Raw genomic sequence first — 18,125 nt, 5'->3', positions numbered from 1 at the left:
GGCCGCGCGGCGGTCAACGCGGCCCACTGCGGCGCGCGCAACTTCGCATCGGTCGCCTTGCCGACGATGGTGCGCCAGGCCATCGGCCGGGCCCTGGACGTCGCGCTCGCCGAGAGCGTGTCCGAGGCCGCGCGGACCTGGCTGTCCTGCGGCGCCCTGGCCGTGCCGGTCGTCGGCCAGGCCGTGCTGCTGATCCGGGACGAGGCGCGCGGCGAGGCGACGAGGTATTCCCGCGCCACACGCGTCGTGCTGATGGCGTTGCCCGCGGGCGCCGGTCTGCTGGGCGCGACCACCGGCACGATGCTCTACGCCGGCACGCGCTTCGCCGAAGCCGTCCTCTATCCGCTGATGCGCGACAGCATCCAGGCGCGCTGGCCGATGTCCACCGAGCCCGACAGCGGGCCGACGAGGGGTTCGCTCGCGCTGGCAGGTCTCGGTTATGCGATCAACCAGCTGGCGGTGAGCCGCGTGTTCGCCGCCGCGCCCGACGTGGACCTGCAGGCGCGCGCGCTGCTGCCGGGCGGCATCGTGCTGCGCGGCTTGTCCAACTGGGGCGGCGAGGCGCTCGACCTCTGGACCCTGCTGACGCTGCATCACGCCTGCCGCCATGGCACCGGCACGCAGGTCCGCATGCGCACCGGCCAAGCCAGCCTGCCCGAGGCGATGCGCACCGCGCGTCACTGGGACACGGCGGCCGCGCGCGGCTGTTTCGTCGCGGGCTTCAACCAGCTCTACGACTCGCTGCTGGACGACCGGACGCTGGCGTGCTGGATCCGGCCGCACTTCGGGGCGGACGCGCCGGTCGCCGCGGACTGGCTGACGGAACTCATCGTCGGCAGCCTGACGGCGCCGAGCTACCTGTTCTGGACCGACCCGTTGAACTCGCACGGCGTCGAGCTGCAGACGCTGGACGAGCAGCGTCGCGGACTCGCGCCGCCGCGTCAGTACGCGGGCAACAACGCCGAGCCGGCGCTGCCCGTCGGGGGCGAGGTGGCCCTGACCTCGTTCCGGCGCGCCGGGGTGGGGAGCCGCTCCGCCAGCTTCCATGCCGACGAGCACGAAGGTGTCCGCGCCCGGGCGCGTGCCGGGTCCGACACGCTGCCCGGTGCGTTGCCCGGTGCGTTGCCCGGTACGTTGCCCGGTACGTTGCCCGGCGCGAAGGGCGGGACTGAGCGGTGATGCCACGGTCTCCCCCACGATCCGGCGGACCGCCGCAGGACGCCCCGTCATCGACGGCGACCGCGCCGACGTCCGATGTGGGGCGTCCCGTCGACCCTGGCGCCGGCCTCCAGCCGCTCGGCGTCCCGGTGATCGACGGCCCCGTGATCGACGGCGTCATCGCCGCCATCGGCGCGGCGGGAGTCGCCGACGTGGCCTTGCTGGCGCGTGACCTGACGCAGGGCGTGGACCTGCGGAGCGCGCCGGGCTCGATCGCCGCGGCGATCGACGACGTCATCGTCGACGGGAACGTGCGGTCGCTGCCGGACGCGCTTCGGGACCCGGTGAACTCGGCGCTCGACCGGGAGCGCGACCGCGGATGGCCCAGCGGCCGGCTGCGCGCCGTCATCGCCGCGCTGGGTCGGGGCGTCGTCAACGCCGCGCATTGCGGCGCTCGCAACCTCGCCGCCGTGGCGTTGCCGACGATGGTGCGGCAGGCGGTGGGCCGGGCGCTGGACGTGGCGCTCGCCCATGGCCTGTCGGAGACCGCGCGGACCGTGCTGTCCTGCGGCTGTCTCGCGGCGCCCGCGATGGCTCAACTGGTGCTCCTGGTGCGCGACGAGCGGCGCGGCGAGGCCACCACCTACTCGCGTGCCACGCGGGTCGCGCTGATGGCCTTGCCCGCGGGAGCCGGCGTGCTCGGTCTCGCCACCGGGACGATGCTGAACGTCGGGGCGCGCTTCGCCGAGGCGGTGCTGTATCCGCTGCTGCGCGACAGCATCCAGGCCCGCTGGCCGATCCGCGTGGACCCCGACAGCGCGCCGACGCGGCGTTCCCTGGCGCTGGGCGCGCTGGGCTACACGATCAACCAGCTGGCGGTGAACCGGGCCTTCCACGCCGCGCCGGATCTGGATGCCGACGCGCAGATCGTGCTGCCGGGCGGCGTCGCGCTGCGCGGACTGGCCAACTGGGGCGGGGAGGCGGTCGACCTGTGGGTGCTGCTGATGCTGCATCACGCCTCCCGGCACGGCGGCGCCACGCAGCCGCGCATGCGGATCGCCGACGGCGCCCTGGTCGAGGCGCTGGGCAGTGCCCGTCACTGGGACACCATGGCGGCGCGGGGCTGCTTCGTCGCGAGCTTCGGCCAGATGGACGACTCGCTGAGGGACGAGCGCACGCTGGCCCGCCTGTGGGCGCCGGCGGTCGGCGCGGCGGGCGCGGTGACGGCTGCGGACTGGACCACGGAGCTGATCGTCGGCGCGCTGGCCGGCACCACGTATGTGTTCTGGACCGATCCGATGCATGCGCGCGGCGTCGAGCTCCAGACGCTGGACGAGCAGCGCCTGGGCCTGTCGCCGCGGCGGCAGCACGCCGGCAATCGTCTGGAGCCGGCGCTGCCGGACACGGGACCGATCGCGCTGCGCGCCTTCGAGGTCCGCGCCGGGTTCGATCGATCGGGATCCGGCGACGGCGTCTTCTGAAGCCGCCGTAAAAAAGCCGCCGGTCGCGATCGCGGCCGGCGGCTGAAGGTGGCTGGTGCGCCCGAATGCGCACGAGCGCGGCGCGGATGCCGCCTCGATGGGGATGAATCAGGCCACCTGCGGCGTCACCCCGCCGCCGTCCTTGCCCTTGGTGTCGTCGTCGTCATGACCGCCCGCGGACTTCGCGCCCTTGCGGTTGGCCAGGATGAAGGCGATGAACTGCCACGCGATGAAGAACGCGATGATCGCCAGCAGCGTCGCGCTGATCGGGCGCTGCACGAAGACGTCGAAGTGGCCGCGGCTGATCAGCATCGCGCGACGGAAGTTCTCTTCCAGCATCGGGCCCAGGATGAAGCCCAGCATCAGCGGCGCGGGGTCCATGTCCAGCCGCATGAAGATGTAGCCGGCCAGACCGAAGACCGCCGTGACGAAGATGTCGTCCAGGTTGTTGTTGACGCTGAAGGTGCCGATGCAGCAGAAGAACAGGATCGACGGGAACAGCACGTTGTACGGGATCTTGAAGACCGACAGCCAGTAGCGCACCAGCGGCACGTTCAGCACGACCAGGAAGACGTTGCCGACCCACATCGAGGCGACCAGGCCCCAGAAGATGTCCGGGTGTCCGCCGATCATGTTGGGACCCGGCTGGATGCCCTTGATGATGAAGGCGGCCATCATCAGCGCCATCACCGGGTTCTCCGGGATGCCGATGGACATCAGCGGGATGAAGCTGGTGCGGGCGGCGGCCTCGTCGGCCGCGGCCTGGCCGGCCACGCCTTCGATGGCGCCGTCGCCGATCTCATGGCGGTACTTGCTGACCTTCTTGTCCACGGCGTAGGCCGCGAACTGGGCGATCGTCGGGCCGCCGCCGGGCAGGATGCCCAGCACCGAGCCGATCACGCTGCCGCGCAGGGCGCTCGGGATGATCCGCTTGAACTCGGGCCAGGTCGGCATCAGGTGGATCTTGCCGTTGAAGGGCGTGCGCTCGTTCTTGGCGTCCAGGTTCTTGGAGATCTCGGCGATGCCGAAGCAGCCCAGCGCGATGCTCACCAGGCCCACGCCTTCGGCGAGGAAGGGCATGTCGAAGGTGTAGCGCTCCATGCCGGAGTTGACGTCGGTGCCGATCTGGCCGAAGAGCACGCCGATCAGGCACATCGCCAGACCGTTGAGCAGGCTGCCGGTGGTCACGAAGCTCACGCAGAGGAAGCCGAGCAGCATCAGCGAGCAGTAGTCGGCCGGGCCGAACAGGAAGGCCACTTCGCCCAGCGTCGGCGCCAGGCAGGCCAGCACGACGATGGCGACGGTGCCGCCGATGAAGCTCGAGATGCCCGCGGTGAAGAGGGCGAGGCCCGTCTTCCCCTTCAAGGTCATCTGGTACCCGTCGATGCAGGCCACGATGGAGCTCGCATGCGGGATCTTCATCGTGATGGCGCTGACGCTGTCGCCGTACTGCGCGCCGTAGTAGATGCCGGCGAGCATGATCAGCGCGCCGTTGACGGGGATGGAGTAGGTCAGCGGCAGCAGCACGCTGATGGTGGCCAGCGGGCCGAGGCCTGGCAGCAGGCCCACGAGGGTGCCGACCACGCAGCCGATCGCGCAGAACATCAGGTTCTGCCAGGTCAGCGCGTGCTCGAAGCCGAAGGCGAGGTTGTGCAGGATTTCCATGGTCGGGGCCTTACAGCAGCGGCAGGTTGAGGCCGAGGAACTTCTGGAACATGAAGGCGATGGTCAGCAGACCGATCGAGATCACGATGTTGCGTTTCCAGGAGTAGTTGCTGCCGGCGGCCGTGGCGATGAAGACCATCACGACGATGCCGGCGGACATGTTGACGAAGCGCGAGGTCAGCGAGAACGCGGTCAGCGCGGCCAGGATCAGGCCGATGTTCTTGACCTTGAACTCGAGGCCGGGGCCGCCGGCGACGATGCCGCGCACGATGGTGGAGATGGCCACCAGGCCCAGCAGGATGCTGATCATCAGCGGGAACATGCCGGCGCCGGCATGGTCCATGCGGCCGATGGGATAACGCAGCGCGCCCAGTCCGAAGAACAGGGCCACCGCGGCGAGGAACAGGCCTCGGGCAAGCGAACGGTTGAGGGTCATGGCACACCGGGGAGGTATCGAGATGTGCCCATGGTTCCGGCGCGGCTCCCGCGTGTCGTACGCATTTCTGCGCAGCGAGCCGTCGTGGAAGGGCCTTCGACAGCTTGCCGACAGCTTCAGGTTAAGAAGGTGTTTGCCATACGTTGTATGAACGTTTTGACGGCGTCGGAGCGTCGTTGATTCACGACGCAGTCCCGCCCGCCGTCCCGCCATCGCGAGACGCGCCGACCGCCAGCACCTGCTCTCGCAGCCATCGTTGGGCGGCGTGGCCCTGGTTGCGCTCGTGCCAGACCATGGCGATGTCGAAGCCCTCGATCGGCAGCGGCGGGGTCAGGACTTGCAGGCCGGCGGAGCGGCCCTTGACGAGCCGCTCGGGCACCAGGGCCACGAGGTCGGAGCGGGCGACGATGTCCGGCACGAAGAGGAAGGACGCCGCGGAGAGCACGACCTGGCGCTTCAGGCCGAGGGCGGCCAGTGCCTGGTCGACAGGCGTCGAGAACGCGCCGCCCGCGGGCGACACGATGACCTGCTCCAGCTTCGCGAACGCCTTGGCGCTCAGCTTGGCCGGGGCCTTCTCGCCGGTCTTGCCCGGCTTGCTCGCCAGCGCCGGGTGACCGCGGCGGGCGATCAGCACGTAGCGCTCGTGGAAGAGCGCGCGCATGCGCAGGCTGGGCGCGGCCTCGATCGGCTGCATCAGACCGAGGTCGACGTCGCCGCGCGCCATCTGCGCGGCGTGCTGGGCCGGGTCCATGTGGCGAACGGCGATGCGGATGCCGGGCGCCTCGCGACGCAGCCGCAGCACCAGCGGTTGCAGCACGCTCGTCTGCAGATAGTCGGAGGCCGCGATCGTGACGGTGAGGTCGGCGGTGGCCGGGTCGAAGTTCAGGTGTGAACTCGCGACGCCGCGCACCTGGTCCAGCGCCTGGCGCAGCGGTTCCAGCAGCGACAGCGCCTTGGCCGTCGGTGTCATGCCGCGCTGCGCGGGCAGCAGCAGCGGATCCTCGAAGACGTCGCGCAGCCGCGCGAGCTGCGCGCTCACGGCCGGTTGGCTGAGGTTCAACCGGGCGGCGGCGCGGGTCACGTGGCGCTCGGTGAGCAGCGCTTCGAGCGTCACGAGCAGGTTGAGGTCGAGGCGGCTGGTATCCATGCGATCGATAGTAGGACAGAGAAGACGTGATTTCACGGATGGGGATCGGATCGTCAGACTGCGTTCATTCCCGATCCACTTCGACTTCCTGGAGCCTCACATGACCCGTGCTGCCGATAACGACTTCCCCGATCACAAGACCGTGCTGATCGTCCACGCCCAACCGGAGCGGACCTCGCTGACGCGCACGCTGGTCGACGTCGCCGAGCAGACGCTGCGCGCCACTGGCCACGAGGTGATGCAGTCCGATCTCTACGCCATGGGCTGGAAGGCCGTCTACGACGAACAGGACTTTCCGGTCCGCACGGACGCCGCCCGCCTGGACTTCGTGCGGGAGTCCGGCCACGCCTTCGAGCAGGGTCACCAGCCGGCGGATGTCGTCGAGGAACAGCGCAAGCTGCTCGCCGCGGACCTGGTGATCCTGCAGTTCCCGCTGTGGTGGTTCGGCATGCCGGCGATCATGAAAGGCTGGATCGATCGCGTCTGGGCGCGCGGCCTGGCCTACGGCCGCAACGGGCAGGGCAACCGCGTGCGCTACGGCGAAGGCGGCTTCGAAGGCCGGCGCGCGATGGTGTCGGTCACGACCGGTGGTCCGGCCGCCGACTACGGTCCGCGCGGCATCAACGGTCCGATCGACCAGTTGCTGTTCCCGATCACGCATGGCACCTTGTTCTACCCCGGCATGTCGGTGCTGAAGACGCACGCGGTGCACGGCGCGGGGCGGATGACGCCGGAAGCGGTCGAGGCTGCCGCCGCCGCGTGGCGCGAGCGGCTCGCCCATGTCTTCGACGAGGCGCCGGTGGCTTTCCGCGCGCAGAACGGCGGGGACTATCCCGATGGGCACGAGCTGGGCGACAAGGTCGCCCCGGGCGTCACCGGCTTCGCGGCGCACGTGGCCGCTGGCGTCTGATCGCTCGTCAGTCGCGCAGCGACGCCGAGGCGGCGATCGCCTGCAGCACGCGCAGCAGATGCGGCGGCACGGCCGGATCGTCGAAGCGCAGCGAGGTGCCCGCGGCGAGCAGATGGAAGCCGAGGTTCTCCAGCGCGATCACGCCGGCGGGTTCGCGTCGATCGCTGGCGCGGGCGGCGTCGATGGCGGTGACCGCGCCGCTGCCGACGACGCGCAGGCCGACATCCGGGCGGATGAGCAGGGCGGTGTCTTCATCGATCCCGACACCGAGCCGGCGCGGATCGAGCGACACCAGGCGCAGCAGTCGCGCATGGCGCTTGCGCTGCGCGAAGTGCTGATCGATGACGAGCGCGGGCATCAGCCCGAGCGCGCGATGCAGGGGCTGCGACGGACCGGCGAACTGCTCGTCGAGATCGCCGACCGGCATGTGCGCGCCGAGCGCCGAGGCGCCGGCGCTGGTCCCCGCGATGGCAAGTTCGCCGGCGCGATGGCGTTCGTGGACGAGCGCATGCAGCGGCGTGTCGACGATCACGTCGACAAGGCGCTCCTGGTCGCCGCCGGTCATGAAGAGCAGATCGGCCGTCCGCACGGCGTCGAGCGTCGCCGCGGCACCGGCCGCGTCGCGATCGCGCGGATCGAGCCAGCGCGGCGTCGCGCCGAGTGAACGGAAGGCGGGTTCGTACTGGGACCAGAGCAGGTCGGGCTCGCCGCTGGCGGTGCTGAGGACGACGACCTGCAGCGGCGCCGCTGCCGAACGCCCTTCATGACACGCCGCGATCAGCTCGCGCAGCACCGTCCCCGGCGTCAACCGGTCCTCGTTGCCGCCGATGAGGGCGAGCAGGGCAGGGGGGCGTGAGGACGTGCGGGCGTTCATGCGATGGATCCAGGCATCAGCGGCATGCGGTCGTCGGAACAAGTAATAAAGGATGCAGATTCGTGGTCATTGCTGGCTCATCGCTTTCAGACGAGCCAGCACCAACCCCGCACGCTCGGGCTCGGCAAGCAAGCCCGGCAACACGTTCAAGAAGCCAGCATTTTTCAGCAGCGGCGTGAAGGCCGCCGCCACGGTGTTTCGCAATTCGACGGGTGCGCCCGCCAGTTCGGCGACGAGTTCCTGGCGCCCGTCGACGATGTTCAGCACGTCCTCCAGGTCGTGGCTGGTCATGTAGTCGCTTTCCCCGCGGCTGGCGAAGGCCTCCAGCTTGGTGGCCACGAAAGCCACCGCGCTCACCAATCGGACCCGGCAGCCTGCGCCGAGGTCCACCACCTCGGCGGTTTCGACGGCGAATGGATACCAACGATTGGTGAAGCCCAGCACCTCGGGCTGCACCGGCATCAGATCGAACAGCACACCCGATTCCTTGTGCACCCAGCGGCAGATCACGTCGCTGCTGACATCGCGTGCGAATCCTCGTGCCGCGACGGCCTCCTCGATGCGATGGAACATCGCCCGGTTGGCGTTCACCACGGCATCGACATCGCGGGTGGCGCGCACTGCCTCGGCCAGCGGATCTGTCACCAGCAGGCCGGCCACGGCGCCGCCGACGAAGACCACCTGCTCGCGCAATTCGCCCAGCGCTTCGGCGACGCTGCGCAGGTAGGGCAGGTTGGGGTCATCGCGGCGCATGGGCTGTCACCTTTCCAGCAAACGCCTGCGTCAATTCAACTTCCATGAGCTTCGACGCCAGGCTGCGCTCGCGAGCCCGGCCCGTTCGCAGGGCATCGAGCAGCGCGAGGAGGCGATGCAGGGCCGGATCGGCCAGCGCGGCCTGCGGCGCCGTCCGATAGATTGGCGACAGCGTCGGCCCCTTGGCGCTGCCGGTCGGATGGGCCCAGACCGGTGCCTCACCGGGAGTCACCGTCAACTGGCTCGCCAGCGGCTCGGCGCCGAAGGCCGTCGGCACGCCGCGCTTGACTGGTCCGGGCATGGCCGGCCAGACGTAGCGCACGCCGTGCAGCGCAAATTCCAGCAGGTTGGAGTGAACGGGCGACCATTCACCGCGGGAGGGCGCCACGGCCAAGCCGGAGGCGACGGCCCGCTTGACGCTCGCGTGGGTCTCCGAGGCGCTCATCGCCAGTGCCTTGCCCAGCGAGGCATAGGTCCAACGTTGCGGCGGGTGCGCAGCGGCCTTCAGCAGCACTAGCAGGTCTTGGGGTTTGAGGTCCATCTCAGCGTGATATTCGGTATTCGCGAATTGCGAATATCGCTGAGGCCGCGGCGCTTGGCAACTGATTGCTTCAGGCGGCGCGGGCGTTGGGCCACAGGGCCCATTTCCAGGGTGCTCCTGGCGGAGACGGTGAGATTCGAACTCACGGAGGGCGCGAACCCTCGGCGGTTTTCAAGACCGCTGCCTTAAACCACTCGGCCACATCTCCTGGAAGAAGGCGCGCATTGTAAGCGCGCGCCGGCGCCTCTCGATGGATGGGTGCTCAGTCCGCGCCCGGCTTCTTCGCCTGCACGCATTCCACCTGGATGATCTCCTGCGCCTGGCCGTCCGCCACGCGTGCCGCCGTCAGCTGTCCGCCCCAGACGCAGCCGGTGTCCAGCGCCAGCAGGTCCGGCCGCTGCACCAGGCCCAGTGTCGACCAGTGCCCGAACGCGACCGGATGGCCCGCCGTGCGCCGCTCCGGGACCTCGAACCAGGGCATGAAGCCCTCGGGCGCGGTGCCCAGGCCTTCCTTGGTCTTGAAGTCCAGCCGGCCCTTGGCATTGCAGAAGCGGATCCGCGTCAGCACGTTGATGATGAAGCGCAGCCGCGGCACGCCCGTCAGGTCGTCCTTCCAGCGATCGGGCTCGTTGCCGTACATCTGCGGCAGGAACTCCGCCAGCTCCGGGCCGCGCAGCAGCGCGTGCACCTCTTCGGCCAGCGCCAGCGTCTCGTCCGCGTCCCATTGCGGCACGACGCCCGCGTGCACCATCAGCCAGCCCTGCGACCGCATCGCCAGCCGCTGACGGCGCATCCACTCGAGCAGCGCCTCGCGGTCCGGCGCCTGCAGGATCGCGTCCAGGGTGTCCCCTTTGTGCGGGGCTCGCAACCCCGCCGCCGTGGCGATCAGGTGCAGGTCGTGGTTGCCCAGCAGGCACTGCGCCGCGTCGCCCAGCGACTGCAGCCGACGCAGGGTCGTCAGGGAATCGGGACCGCGGTTGACCAGGTCCCCCAGGAGGTAGAGCCGGTCGCGGGACGGGGAGAAATCGATCTTTTCCAGGAGCCGGGCCAGCGCGTCGCAGCAGCCCTGGAGATCGCCGATGAGGTAATGCATAGCGGGATTCTGCGGTGCCGATGTCACACAGGCTCTGCTAACCTTGCCGACCTTGTGTTTTGGGCGCGACTCGGGGTTAGTACCCGGTCCGCGCTGTCAATGGATACCGCCCTAGTTCTCTTCCTGATCCTGCTCAACGGTTTGTTCGCCATGTCGGAGATGGCCCTCACGGCTTCCCGCAAGGCACGCTTGCAAGTGATGGTGGAGGGCGGCGAGGCCGGGGCGCAGGCCGCGATGGACCTGCACGAGAACCCCACGAAGTTCCTGTCCACGGTCCAGATCGGCATCACCTCCATCGGCGTGCTCAACGGCATCGTCGGCGAGGCCGCCTTCTCCGGACCGCTGGCCGACGTGCTGCGCGCCAACACGCCGCTGAGCCCCCGCGCCGCCGACATCACCGCCACCGGTCTGGTCGTGCTGGTGCTGACCTTCGTCACCATCATCTTCGGCGAACTGGTCCCCAAGCGCCTGGGCCAGATGTACCCGGAGAACGTCGCGCGCCTGGTCGCCCCGCCGATGGAGATCATGTCGCTGGTGACGCGGCCCTTCGTCAAGCTGCTGAGCTTCTGCACCGAGTTCACGCTGAAGCTGCTGGGCATGGGCGGCCGCGCCAACCGCGCGGTGACGGAAGAGGAGATCGCCGCCAGCCTCGACGAAGGCCGCGATGCCGGCGTGATCGAGGAACACGAGCACCAGATGGTGCGCAACGTGTTCCGCCTGGACGAGCGCCAGATCGGCTCGATGATGATCCCGCGCGCCGAGATCGCGTGGCTGGACATCAGCGACCGGCCCGACCAGATGCTGCAGATCCTGCGCGCGCACGGCTACAGCCGCTACCCGGTCTGCCGTGGCGGCCTGCACGACGTGGTCGGCACGGTGAGCGCGCAGAACCTGCTGGCGCGCTCGCTGGCCGGCGAGTCGCTGGACCTGTCGACCGGCCTGGAGCCGCCGGTCTTCGTGCCCGAGACGCTGTCGGGCATGGAACTGCTCGCGCACATGCGCGGTTCGGAAACGCCGCTGGTGTTCGTCGTCGACGAATACGGCGAAGTGCAGGGCGTCGTCGCGATGCGCGACGTCCTGGAAGCCATCGCGGGCGAGTTCAACTCGTCCGACGGCGAGGACGCCTGGGCGGTCCAGCGCGAGGACGGGAGCTGGCTGATGGACGGCCTGATCCCGGTCACCGAGCTGAAGGACCGCCTGGATCTGAAGGAACTGCCCGAGGAGGACCGTGGGCGCTACAACACCCTGGCCGGCATGGTGATGCTGCTGCTGGGGCGTCTGCCGCGCACGGCCGATGTGGCGGAGTGGGACGCGTGGAGATTCGAGGTGGTCGACCTCGACGGCAAGCGTGTGGACAAGGTGCTGGTCTCGCGACTGGCGGACGATGGAGTGAATCAATGAGCAACCCCCCGATGTATGAGAACCTGGTCCCCGTGGATCGGGTGCAGCACAAGAACACGCGCATGAAGATCGGCGCCCCGGTGCTGGACCGCGTGACGCAGCTGAACTCGCTGTTCGTCGCCGTGGCCGAGTTCGCCGACGCCAGCCTCGAATACCCCGTGGTGTTCGTGCGCGTCGGCCAGGCGGTCGACGGCCAGCGTGCGGCGGTGGCCCCGCTGGCGGTGTTCGGCCTGCGCCAGGGCAGCAACCTGTTCATCAAGGACGGCCAGTGGACCGGCCGCTACGTGCCGGCCTACATCCGCCGCTGGCCCTTCGCGATGGCCCGCATCGAGGAAAACAGCGCCGACATGGCGCTGTGCCTGGACATGGCTTCCGGCGCGTTCTCCGAGACCGACGGCGAGCCCCTGTTCAAGGCCGACGGCGAGGCGACCGAGCTGCTGCTCAACGCCAAGCAGTTCTGCGAGGACTTCGAGCGCGAGGCCGAGCGCACCCGCCAGGCCTGCGAACTGCTGCAGGACCTGGACCTGCTGCAGGACATGCGCTTCGAGGCGGAACTGCCCAGCGGCGAGAAGCTCGACGTGGACGGTTTCCTGACCATCAATGAAAAGGCCCTGGCCGAGCTGCCCGACGCGAAGATCGTCGAGCTGCACCGCAACGGCCTGCTGGAGGTCATCACGATGCATCGCCTGTCGCTGCGCCTGATGAGCCGCCTGGCCCAGATGTACGTGCCGGCCAACTGAAGCGGACCTGAGCCCGCGGGAGGCCCCTGAACGCGGGGCCCCGGCGGGCGATCACCGGCTGAGACAAACCCCAAGCGGGTTTGCTTGAGTACGGCGTACGCAGGAGCCTCGATAGCATCGGAAGTCCTTAAAGGACGTTGGATGCTGTTCGAGGCTTTTTTGTCGTCCACCGCGATGGAATCGGTGTTCTCGCCGACCGCGGTGGTCCAGTCGATGATGGATGTGGAGGCCGCGCTCGCCCGCGCCGCGGCCCGTGTGGGACTGATTCCCGCGCCAGCGGCGCAGGCCATCGCCAGCCTGTGCCGCGCCGAACTCTACGACGTGCCGGCCCTGATCGCCGCCGCGCCGCACAGCGGCAACCTGGCGCAGCCGGTCGTGCAGCGCCTGCGCGAGACGGTCGCGCTGTTCGACCCCTCCGCCGCGGTCTATGTGCACCGCGGCGCGTCGGCGCAGGACCTCATCGACACCGCGATGGTGCTGCGCAGCCGCGAGGCGCTGCGCCTGCTCGACGACGACCTGCAGCAGCTCTGCGGGCAGCTGCTGGATCTGGCCGAGCGTCATGTCGCCGTGCCGATGCTCGGCCGCACGATGATGCAGCCCGCGCAGGTGATCAGCCTGCGCTTCAAGCTCATGAACTGGTTGATGCCGCTGCTGCGCAGCGCCGAGCGCCTGCGCGAGCAGGGCCGCGACTCGCTGCTGCTGCAGCTGGGCGGCGCGGTCGGCACGCTGGACGCGATGGGTGACCGCGCCGACGACATGCTGGCCGCCGTCGCCGCCGAGCTCTCGCTGCCGCGTCCCGACATGTGCTGGCACACGCAGCGCGACCGTTGGCTGCGCCTGGGCCTGGAGGTCGGACTGCTCTGCGGCAATCTCGGCAAGCTGGCGCAGGACTTCGCGCTGATGGCCCAGGCCGAGGTGGACGAACTCAACGAACCGCCCGGCGAGGGTTACGGCGCCTGCCTGTCGATGCCGCACAAGAAGAACCCGGTCGCGGCCTTGCAGGCGATGGCGGCGGTGCAGCGCGCGCCGCAGCGCGTCGCCGGGCTGATGGGCTGCATGACGCCGGAGCATGAGCGCGGCCTCGGCCAGCACCAGGCCGAGCTGGCCGAGTGGAGCGGCCTGATGGGCGGTGCGCATGCGGCGGTGCAGGCGCTCAACCGCGCCTTGGCCGAACCCGTCATCCGCGTCGACCGGATGCGGGCGCATGTCCTCGAACGTCAGGGTCTGGTGGCCAGCGAGCGCCTCGAGCATCTGCTGATGCCACGCCTGGGGCGCCAGCGCACCGGCGCGATGATCCGCGACCTGATCCACCGCGTGCGCCAGGGCGAGGGATCGCTGGAGCAGCTGCTGCGCACGGCGCTGGAGGTCGGTGACCTGCCGGGGGCCTCGATTTCGTCCAACGAACTTGCCGCCATGTTCGACCTGAACGCCATCGCCGCGCAGGCGGATGGCCGGGTCGACACCTTGATGGCGGAGGCGCGTCAGCGCCTGGATGGACTCGCCGCCCGACCCTGCGCTTGAGCCCTGCCGTGACCGGTGTCACGACCGGTGTGAGGACCCGCCATTGGACGCAACGAGATACGAACTTGTTGGTCGCCAGGCGGACGAGCAGGGCGCGAAACGACAAATATCCCCAGATGCCGTATGGATTTCAGCAAAAAAGTGAGCCTGGTGTGTCCCATGAATTCGGCATTTGAACCAAATGCATCTGGTTACACCTGCAACAGATATCACGCCGGGAGGCGCGGTCATGCGGGCGCGGAAGTCGGGAAATGCGCGTGGTGGCGAGGAACTTCGCTGGTCCGCACGCAGTCGCCCGTTATGTAACGGAATTCCCTCAAATGCGGGGTTTCGCCCTGGCAAGGGATTGACCCCCGTTCAAACCCGGGACAGACCCGTAAGACGAAGGTCGCATTTGTTAACTATCGTAGCGGCCGGCAGTAACTACTTTGAGTAGGTCATAGACTCGCCCTTGATAACCAAGCAGTCTGGAGTTGGGAATGAGCGACGAATCTCGCATGTCGAACATTGAATTGGAAGCGCCCGCAAGCCCTTTGCAGGCGCTGCAGTCCATTGGTTCGGAGCGTTCGTTTCTCCGCTCCGATTCCGTGGAGCTCGTTTCCCGCGACACCGAGTTCGGCCGCATCGAGATCCGTGCCCTCATGGAGGGCACCGGGCATGCTCTGCTGGAGCGCCGGTACGCGTCACGAGGTTACAGGCTGAGCCGTTCCGCGGACGTGACGCTGGGCGCGTACTGGGAAGGTCGGCTGGTGTCGACGCTGGGCCTGCGCCGTGACGGCGGCAACCTGGCGGCGGACCAGAGCTTCCCGGCCGAGATGGCCGGCATGCGCCGTCAAGGCTGGCAGCTGTGCGAATTCACCCGGCTGGCCGCCGATCCGGAAGGTCCGTCCAAGCTGGTCCTGGCCAGCCTGTTCCATCTGGCCTACCTGCACGCGGCGCACCACTGGGGTGCCGAGTTCCTGGTGATCGAGGTCAATCCTCGCCACAAGGCCTTCTATCGCCGGATGCTGGACTTCCAGCCGCACGGCGAGGAGCGGCTGCATCGCAGCGTCGGCGCGCCGGCGGTGCTGATGAGCCTGTCGCTGGCCTACGGCGCCACGCAGGTCAAGAAGTACGGCGGTTCGCTGAACGAGGACAGCCGCTCGCGCACGCTGTTCCCTTACTTCTTCGCGACGAAGGACGAGCCCGCGCTGCTGGAGAAGCTCGCGGACGTCTACGGCTACGACGCCTGATCGAGCCGCTTGTTGCGCCGCCGATTCGTCGGCCGACGACCGTCAGGCTTCCAGCCAATGAAGACTGAACCAGCGCTGCTCGTCCGTCCAGTGCGCTGAGGGCTTGAACCCCGCTTCCCGCGCCAGCGCCTGGAAGCTCTCCACGCTGTACTTGTACGAGTTCTCCGTGTGCAGGCTCTCGCCCGGCACCAGGGTGTAGCGGCGGCCCTGCAGCTGCAGGTGCTGCTCGCCGCGCGGCAGCAGGTGCATCTCGATGCGGTGCTGGCGCGGGTCGTAGAACGCGTAATGGTCGAAGCCGTCCGGGTCGCACTCCAGCTTCAGCTCGCGCTGGGCGTGCCGGAGCAGGTTGAGGTTGAAGCGCGCCGTCACGCCCTGCGGGTCGTTGTAGGCCGCATGCAGCCGGGCAGGATCCTTGATGAGGTCCACGCCGATCAGCAGCGCGCCGCCGTCCAGTTCCTCGCGCAGCAGGCGCAGGAACGCCAGCGCCTCGTCCGGGTTGAAGTTGCCGATGCTGGACCCCGGGAAGAAGCCTACGCGCCGGCCGTCCTCCGGCGCGTCGGGCAGCACATGCATGCGGGTGAAGTCCGCCACCACCGGCAGGATGCGCAACGCGGGATGCTCGCGCTGCAGCGACTCGCAGGCGGCCAGCAGATGCGGGCCGGAGATGTCCACCGGCACGAAGCTGTGCAGCTGCTGCGTGCGCTCCAGCAGCAGGCGCACTTTCACCAGTGCGCCGGCGCCGTACTCGATCAGCTGGGCGCCCGGCCCCATGCGCGCGGCGAAGTCGCCGGCGAAGCGGCGCAGCAGCGCGAGCTCGGTGCGCGTCGGGTAGTACTCCGGGAGTTCGCAGATCTGCTCGAAGAGGGCCGAGCCCTGCGCGTCGTAGAAGTACTTCGGGGAGATCGCGTGCTCGGGGCCGGCCAGTGCTGCGTGAAGGTCCTCGGCGAAACTGCTCATGCGTGGGTCTCCGCGCGCGGGCGCGCATCGCGGGCCAGTCTCAGCCCGGTGAACTGCCAGCGCGCGGCCGGCGGAAAGAAGTTGCGGTAGGTCGGGCGTGTGTGGCCGGGCGGCGTCGCGAGACTGCCGCCGCGCAGCACCAGCTGGCCGACCATGAACTTGCCGTTGTATTCGGAGGCGGCGCCGTCCAGCGGCCGGAAGCCGGGATACGGGTGATACGCCGAGCGGGTCCACTGCCAGACCTGATCGTCGAGTTGCTCGATGCCGGGCAAGGTCGACGCGGCCTCCCATTCCTGCTCGCTGGGCAGTCGGGCGCCGGCCCATTCCGCATAGGCGGCGGCCTCGTAGAAGCTGAGCTGCATCACCGGCGCGGCCGGGTCCATCGGACGCAGGCCGTGCAGGCCGAAGACCGACCAGCGCGAGCCGGTGCCGGTGCTTGCGTCGCCGGCTCCGTTTCCCTTTTCGTCTCCGCTGTCGTCCACCCAGTACATCGGGGCGCGCCAGCCTTGCTGCTGAACCGTGGCCCAGCCGTCGGACAGCCACCAGCGCGGCTCGCGGTAACCGCCGTCGTCGATGAAGCGCTGGAAGTCGCCGCAGGTCACCAGGCGGCTGGCGATCTCGAAGGGATCGAGCCAGACGCGATGCCGTGGGCCTTCGTTGTCGAAGGCAAAACCTGTCTCCGCGGCACCGCGGCCGATCTCGACGAGGCCGCCGTCATGGCGCAGCCACTCGCTCGCGCCGGCCGCGACCGGTGCGGGCGCCGCGTCGATCAGCGCCGGCCGCCACGGGTGGCAGGACAGCAGGTGCAACGCGTCGGTCAACAGCAGCTCCTGGTGCTGCTGCTCGTGATGCAGGCCGAGTTCCAGCGTCGGGGCGATCTCGTCCCACACCGCGTCGCTGCAGTCCGCGATCAATCGCCGGATGTGCGTGTCGACATGGCGCCGGTAGGCGCGGACCTGATCCAGCGAGGGTCGCGTCAGCAAGCCCCGCTGCGGGCGCGGATGGCGCGGGCCGAGGCCTTCATAGTACGAGTTGAAGAGGAAGTGGAAGGACTCATCGAGCGGCTGGTATCCCGGCAGATGCGGGCGCAGCAGCAGTGCTTCGAAGAACCAGCTGGTGTGGGCCTGGTGCCACTTGGCCGGGCTGGCGTCCGGCATCGACTGCGCAGCCTGGTCTTCGACCGACAGCGGCTCGGCCAGCGTCAGCGTGTGGCGCCGGACCGCTTCGAAACGGCGCGCGAGATCGCGCCGCACCGGCGGCAGATCGTGATCCGACATGCAAGCAACTCCTGCGGCCCCGGGGGGAGGAAGGGCCGGACGACAACGGTAGCCGATTTGCCGTGTCCACGTCCGGCGCGGGCCGCTCGGCGGGCTCCGGCGGGACGGCTCAACTGCCACCCGATGTCAGGTAGGGCAAGGCGGGTACCCGCGGCTCGCCCCCGGGTGTCGTGCGGGCCGCGCGGGTGATCGGGCGTGATCGAGGGTGCGCGCGCCGTCGATTCATCGGGACGTCACGCCGCGCGGGCAGGCTGACGGCGATCCGGCTCCACGCCGCCGCCCATGCCCATCCCCATGACGCCACGCCCATGACGCCGCCCTCGATGTCCTCATCGCTGACTGCACCGCTGACCCCGCCGTTGGCCTCGACCGCCGCCCCGACCGGGCTGCCGGCGATGGCCATGCCGTTCGCCGGTCTGGCCGAGGGGGACGGCCTGCCGCTGTCGTGGCTGCAGGACCGCGTGCTCGCCGAGCGGCTGCTCGAGGCCCTGTGGAGCGCGCGCCAGCCGGCGACGCCGGCGCAGTTCTTCGTCTGGAGCCAGAGCCGGCTGCAGCCGCTGCTGCCGCACCGGCTGATGGTCTGCGTCGGCGATCAGTCGCCGTCGCCGCGGCTGGCGGCGCAGCTCTTCCATCTGAAGCCCATCGGCGACGTCCTGCACACGCAGCTCGAATCCGCCGACCACGGCCTGTGGCTGTCCCTGATCCGCCGCTGGGGCGACGGGCGGCGGCCGCTGCACATCGATCTCGCGCGGGAGTCGGACTCGGCGCTGTTCCAGCCGCTGCTGGAAGCGGGCCTGCGGGAACTGGCGCTGCACGGCGTCGCCGCCGACGGCGAGCGGCCGCAGAGCCTGTTCCTGTTCGCCGTGGAGGGCTGGGAGGACGAGCACCTGCGCCGCCTGGAGCTGCTGACGCCGGCGCTGCACGCCGCCTGGCGGCGGG

Annotated in this window: 17 protein-coding genes and 1 tRNA gene; 8 read left to right on the top strand and 10 right to left on the bottom strand. The window is 69.4% G+C overall.

The genetic code is table 11. The annotated features are described in order from the left end of the window. Window positions 1-1,179, top strand: a 1,179-nt coding sequence (locus VF536_RS08525) for a hypothetical protein (protein ID WP_331614397.1), incomplete at its 5' end; no start/stop codon positions are given. Next, window positions 1,179-2,639, top strand: coding sequence for a hypothetical protein (locus VF536_RS08520; protein ID WP_331614396.1), 1,461 nt, complete (start codon window positions 1,179-1,181; stop codon window positions 2,637-2,639). The genes VF536_RS08525 and VF536_RS08520, both read left to right, overlap by 1 nt. Window positions 2,640-2,747: 108 nt before the next feature. Here the strand turns inward: VF536_RS08520 and VF536_RS08515 are convergent, their stop codons facing one another. The 3 genes from VF536_RS08515 to VF536_RS08505 form a co-directional block, all read right to left on the bottom strand. After that, window positions 2,748-4,304 carry a tripartite tricarboxylate transporter permease gene (locus VF536_RS08515; protein ID WP_331614394.1) on the bottom strand — a complete coding sequence of 519 codons (1,557 nt, stop codon included), beginning with the start codon at window positions 4,302-4,304 and terminating at the stop codon, window positions 2,748-2,750. A gap of 10 nt (window positions 4,305-4,314) precedes the next feature. Continuing rightward, window positions 4,315-4,740 carry a tripartite tricarboxylate transporter TctB family protein gene (locus VF536_RS08510; RefSeq protein WP_331614393.1) on the bottom strand — a complete coding sequence of 142 codons (426 nt, stop codon included), beginning with the start codon at window positions 4,738-4,740 and terminating at the stop codon, window positions 4,315-4,317. Between the two features lie 181 nt (window positions 4,741-4,921). Further along, window positions 4,922-5,887 carry a LysR family transcriptional regulator gene (locus tag VF536_RS08505; protein ID WP_331614392.1) on the bottom strand — a complete coding sequence of 322 codons (966 nt, stop codon included), beginning with the start codon at window positions 5,885-5,887 and terminating at the stop codon, window positions 4,922-4,924. A gap of 100 nt (window positions 5,888-5,987) precedes the next feature. On the opposite strand from VF536_RS08505, the gene VF536_RS08500 reads away from it, so the two are divergent. Then, a complete protein-coding gene (locus VF536_RS08500) occupies window positions 5,988-6,797 on the top strand; it encodes an NAD(P)H-dependent oxidoreductase (protein WP_331614391.1) in 810 nt (269 codons plus the stop codon). A 7-nt stretch (window positions 6,798-6,804) separates the two neighbouring features. Here the strand turns inward: VF536_RS08500 and VF536_RS08495 are convergent, their stop codons facing one another. From VF536_RS08495 to VF536_RS08475, 5 genes are all read right to left on the bottom strand, one after another. Further along, on the bottom strand, window positions 6,805-7,671 hold the full coding sequence (locus VF536_RS08495; RefSeq protein ID WP_331614390.1) for a cyanophycinase: 867 nt from the start codon (window positions 7,669-7,671) through the stop codon (window positions 6,805-6,807). A 66-nt stretch (window positions 7,672-7,737) separates the two neighbouring features. Then, window positions 7,738-8,424, bottom strand: a complete 687-nt coding sequence (locus VF536_RS08490; RefSeq protein WP_331614389.1) for a hypothetical protein — start codon at window positions 8,422-8,424, stop codon at window positions 7,738-7,740. Then, window positions 8,411-8,965 (bottom strand): hypothetical protein, encoded by a 555-nt coding sequence (locus tag VF536_RS08485; RefSeq protein WP_331614388.1) that lies wholly within the window; start codon window positions 8,963-8,965, stop codon window positions 8,411-8,413. The genes VF536_RS08490 and VF536_RS08485 overlap by 14 nt, the downstream gene beginning before the upstream one ends. A gap of 118 nt (window positions 8,966-9,083) precedes the next feature. Next, window positions 9,084-9,173, bottom strand: a tRNA-Ser gene (locus tag VF536_RS08480). Between the two features lie 54 nt (window positions 9,174-9,227). Beyond that, a complete protein-coding gene (locus VF536_RS08475; RefSeq protein WP_331614387.1) occupies window positions 9,228-10,058 on the bottom strand; it encodes a symmetrical bis(5'-nucleosyl)-tetraphosphatase in 831 nt (276 codons plus the stop codon). Between the two features lie 99 nt (window positions 10,059-10,157). On the opposite strand from VF536_RS08475, the gene VF536_RS08470 reads away from it, so the two are divergent. From VF536_RS08470 to VF536_RS08455, 4 genes are all read left to right on the top strand, one after another. Beyond that, window positions 10,158-11,459, top strand: coding sequence for a hemolysin family protein (locus VF536_RS08470; RefSeq protein WP_331614386.1), 1,302 nt, complete (start codon window positions 10,158-10,160; stop codon window positions 11,457-11,459). Beyond that, window positions 11,456-12,199: a SapC family protein gene (locus VF536_RS08465; RefSeq protein ID WP_331614385.1), complete on the top strand. Its 744-nt coding sequence runs from the start codon at window positions 11,456-11,458 to the stop codon at window positions 12,197-12,199. The genes VF536_RS08470 and VF536_RS08465 overlap by 4 nt, the downstream gene beginning before the upstream one ends. A gap of 141 nt (window positions 12,200-12,340) precedes the next feature. Further along, window positions 12,341-13,720, top strand: coding sequence for a lyase family protein (locus tag VF536_RS08460; RefSeq protein WP_331614384.1), 1,380 nt, complete (start codon window positions 12,341-12,343; stop codon window positions 13,718-13,720). 587 nt (window positions 13,721-14,307) lie between these two features. After that, window positions 14,308-14,952 (top strand): N-acyl amino acid synthase FeeM domain-containing protein, encoded by a 645-nt coding sequence (locus VF536_RS08455; protein ID WP_331614383.1) that lies wholly within the window; start codon window positions 14,308-14,310, stop codon window positions 14,950-14,952. Window positions 14,953-14,994: 42 nt separating this feature from the next. On the opposite strand, the gene egtD is transcribed toward VF536_RS08455, so the two are convergent. Next, window positions 14,995-15,909, bottom strand: a complete 915-nt coding sequence (gene egtD, locus VF536_RS08450; protein ID WP_331614382.1) for an L-histidine N(alpha)-methyltransferase — start codon at window positions 15,907-15,909, stop codon at window positions 14,995-14,997. Beyond that, complete coding sequence (gene egtB, locus VF536_RS08445; protein WP_331614381.1) at window positions 15,906-17,186, bottom strand: ergothioneine biosynthesis protein EgtB; 1,281 nt, start codon at window positions 17,184-17,186, stop codon at window positions 15,906-15,908. The genes egtD and egtB overlap by 4 nt, the downstream gene beginning before the upstream one ends. Window positions 17,187-17,494: 308 nt before the next feature. Between egtB and VF536_RS08440 the strand changes: the two genes are divergently transcribed. Further along, on the top strand, window positions 17,495-18,125 hold a 631-nt coding region (locus VF536_RS08440; RefSeq protein ID WP_331614380.1), incomplete at its 3' end, for a hypothetical protein.

Source organism: Roseateles sp. (genome assembly GCF_036486225.1).
Classification (GTDB): domain Bacteria; phylum Pseudomonadota; class Gammaproteobacteria; order Burkholderiales; family Burkholderiaceae_C; genus Roseateles.
Note: the sequence above shows the minus strand (reverse complement) of the source record. Positions and strands in the feature narration are given on the sequence as shown.